Raw genomic sequence first — 3,387 nt, 5'->3', positions numbered from 1 at the left:
TCCCACAGCTTGGCGCCCCGCCCCCCAGAGAGAAGGGTTCCGATCGCGGAATTCGATTTCAGCTCATCCTCGATCACTACCGGGTCAAAACGGTCGATCATCCGCCGCATGGCGGTCTGTATGCCTCGCCAGGCGCGTACGTGATGTTGCGCGAGATCGCGCACCGCATCGGTGATTGCCGCTTCACCGCCGAGAAATCCTGGGCTGCGCTCAGCGATAAGCGTTATGATGGCGTCGTCGACGGTCGGCAGGAACTTGAGCGGATTGACTTCGGAGGCCCCGACCATGGTCTGCGCGACGCGCGCGTTTCCCTTTTCCTCGGCCCGCTTGCGCAGAAGCTGCATCAGGCCTTCCATCATCATCCGGTATTCGCGACCGAACTTCTCCATTTCCGCGATGCTGTCGCGTCCGGGGAAATCGGCTTCCTCGACACCCATGCCATGCAGGAATGCGGCGCGAAGCGCCATCTCCTCCGGCCGCGCCGCAGCCAGCGCCGGGGCGGCTTTGGGAGCAGCACCCACACGTGGTGAAGCAGGGGTAGCTGCGGGCTGCACCGGCAAATCCCAGGGATTGGCTGATTGGGATCGCTGGGCGATGCGCTCGCGCTGTTCGATCGAACTGGCGCCGTTCGCCGAACTGAGCGTGGCGGCTGGTCCGAAAGGAAAGTCATCATGGGTTCCGGACGGCTTGTCACGGGCGGCTTGGGCTGCGCGGTCGGGGGACGGTACCGCGTCGAGGCTGAACGGGTCCGCTTGGCTCGCCGCGCCGCCCGGTTCGCGATAAGGGGCGGGATTTTTCGACACCGGCGTCGAAACCGGATCGAGGCTGAACGGGTCATCGAAAGCGGCCGAGTGGCGCTGGTCGGAGTTGGCACGTTCGAATGCACCCGCAACCGGCTGCTCGAAAGGGTTCGGCAGATCGGCCGGACGTGGCCGTCGCGGCTCTTCTTCGACCTTGGCGGAAAAGAAGTCATCGCGACCGATGCTCACCGGGGCCCGGGATGCTGGCGGCGCGCGTTCCGAAACCGGCTGGCCGGCCGCTGGTGCTTGAGTGGCTGGCGTTTGCAGGTCGACATGGACGACGTAGTCGCCCAATCTCAGCCGCATGCCACTTTGAAGGCGCGTCGACTTGCCGGCACCGAGCGGGCTGTCGGAGTCGTTTATGAACAATCCGCTGCTCGACGTGTCGGTGACGAAATATCCATCTCGCCCGCCAGAGATCTTGCAATGTGCCCTTGAAACGAACATGTCGGGATCGTTGATCTGCCAACCCGCGTCCGCGCTGCGGCCGATCACCAGCTCACCCTCGTCAAGCCGGGCCTGCCGCACCGCCTGGGTGCGTGGCCCTTGCTCCAGTGTCAGCAGCAGGCTCATGCCGCGACCCCCGTCATTTCCGGCCGCCATCCGACGATTGTCCGCAGCCGCATGTCGTCAGCATCGCCCCTTTCGATGGGTCGCGCAAGCCAGGCGGTCTGCCCGAGCCGAACCGCTCCGATTTGGGGCGGCGGTACGGCTTCACGCGCAAGCACGATGCGCAGATCGACGTCGAGCGACTCCCCGACCATGTCGCGAACGGCCTGCTTGAACAGCTTGAGCCGCTCCCCGCCAGGCAGGAACGCCTTGAACTCCTCATACCCCAGCGGGCCGACACGCAGTTCGATCCTGCTTTGGCGGCTGAAAACGCGTGGGCCGATCGTCGCGCCCTTGCCGAGCCCTGCAAAGGCCTTTGCAAGACGGGTCTGGAGACCGGTTGGTACTGTTATCCAGGCGGAGATGAACTCCTTGATCTGTACCGGCGCCTTGAACGCTTCCGCCAGGAACAGCGTCAGCCGTTCCGGGCCGTCGACCTGATTGGCCAGCGAAGCCGCCTGCCGAAGCTTCACCGTATCGAGATTGGGGTCCTGCGTGCCGGGAAGTCCGATCCCGGCCATGGCTTCAAGCATGGCGCGAACGCGCCCGCCGACCGCGCGTTCGGCCTGCACGGCCGGGTGCGCATCCGCCCACGCCCGATAGTAGAGGGCGATCATACGGTGCTGCAGAATGTTGACGAAGTCGACGAACGTCGTGTCGCTAGTCAGTTGTGCCTCGGCGCCGGCGAACCAGCGTTGCGAGAGCCGGTCGAGCACCCAGCGCGTCAGATGCAGCGGCATTGGACCCTCGGGTCCCAGCAGACCAAAATTTGCCACCGTGACCCGGGCCGGTGCCGCATCGCGGGCTTCGCGGAACACAACCAGGTCCCGTGCGGAAAAGGCGAGGCGCACATGCTGGCCGAGCCGTGCCGGCTCACGGTCGGGACGGCCGGAATGGCCGAACAGACCGTTCCGTTGTTCGAGGCGGCGCAGCAGTTCGAAAAAGTCGAACGTCTCGGACAGACCTTCGGCCCTGTTCGGGCCGGGCTTGTCTAGATCAGGTAGCGATTGCCGGGCGTCATCGGCCATGGCACATCCTCCTGCTTCTGCAGCAGCCGCGTGCGAGTTCGCACGAAGCCGTTTATCCCGGCGTGACGAGCAAACAACCGCGCCAGCAAGGCCGAAAGCAGCAAGGTACTTTGGCCGGCCAGGACCGATTGATCAACATGCAACGTGACTTCGGTACCGCGTCCAAAGCACATCGGTCCATCGATTTGCAGACGTTCGATGACCGGCTGCGAGTCGATACGCACGATCGAATGCACATTTCGGGCAAGGCTTGGATCGCCGCGATCGGCATAAAGGTCGAGTAGCGCATGCAGGGGATCGATGCCGCGGCCTTCTTTGGCAAGACTGAGAAAGTTGAGCGCGAGCTGCGCCACCAGCCGCCAGGCGAGATCATCGGCCCGCGATTCCCCGTCGGCCCCAGCAGGCAGTGCCGCAGGAATAGCTGGCTGCGGCGCACGCAAGGCGCCAAGAAGCCTCACGGTTTCGACCGGGTCGCCGGCCTCTAACGTCAACGTCGGATTGTCATCGAGGATCGGCAGATCACGATTGGTGCAAAGCGCCATCACGTCGAGCCGCTTCAGCGGCCGGGTCGCCGGCCTTACGAGCGGCCGGGACACGGCCAGGAAAACGTCATCCCCGGTATAGGACGTTCGCGTCAGACCTTCGCGGCGCTCCTCCTCCATCGCGCGGCGAGGGCGCCTTTCGGTCGAATAGACCCAACCACTACCGCGGTTCTGACCCAGGCTGAAGAGCTCGGGGATTTCGGCGTCGTTGCCTTCCGTGTCGGCGTCCTCGACGCGGATGACCCGGTAGATTTCGAAGTCACGCGCCCGCGTCCGGTCCGCATGCAACACCTGGCGCGTCTTGCGTTCATCGACTTCGACGACGTTGCACTCGCGTTCGAACAGATTGATGATCGGTGTCGCGAAAAGTTCGAAGTCCGCCGGCGTCAGATCGGCCAGCTCGGGAAC

The 3,387-nt window shown here is 64.4% G+C and carries 3 protein-coding genes; all 3 read right to left on the bottom strand.

The genetic code is table 11. The features are described from left to right. Window positions 1–1,373 (bottom strand): type VI secretion system-associated FHA domain protein TagH (gene tagH / locus EN879_RS28945; protein WP_127274412.1); only part of this gene is annotated, 1,373 nt, incomplete at its 3' end. Beyond that, window positions 1,370–2,437, bottom strand: coding sequence for a type VI secretion system baseplate subunit TssG (tssG, locus tag EN879_RS28940; RefSeq protein WP_063170591.1), 1,068 nt, complete (start codon window positions 2,435–2,437; stop codon window positions 1,370–1,372). The genes tssG and tagH, both read right to left, overlap by 4 nt. Next, a partial coding sequence (locus EN879_RS28935) for a type VI secretion system baseplate subunit TssF (RefSeq protein WP_206521022.1) occupies window positions 2,401–3,387 on the bottom strand: 987 nt, incomplete at its 5' end. The genes EN879_RS28935 and tssG, both read right to left, overlap by 37 nt.

It is taken from the genome of Mesorhizobium sp. M7A.F.Ca.AU.002.02.1.1 (assembly GCF_003998535.1).
Lineage (GTDB): Bacteria > Pseudomonadota > Alphaproteobacteria > Rhizobiales > Rhizobiaceae > Mesorhizobium > Mesorhizobium ciceri.
The sequence above is the reverse complement of the archived record's forward strand: the minus strand, read 5'-3'. Positions and strand labels throughout refer to the sequence as shown.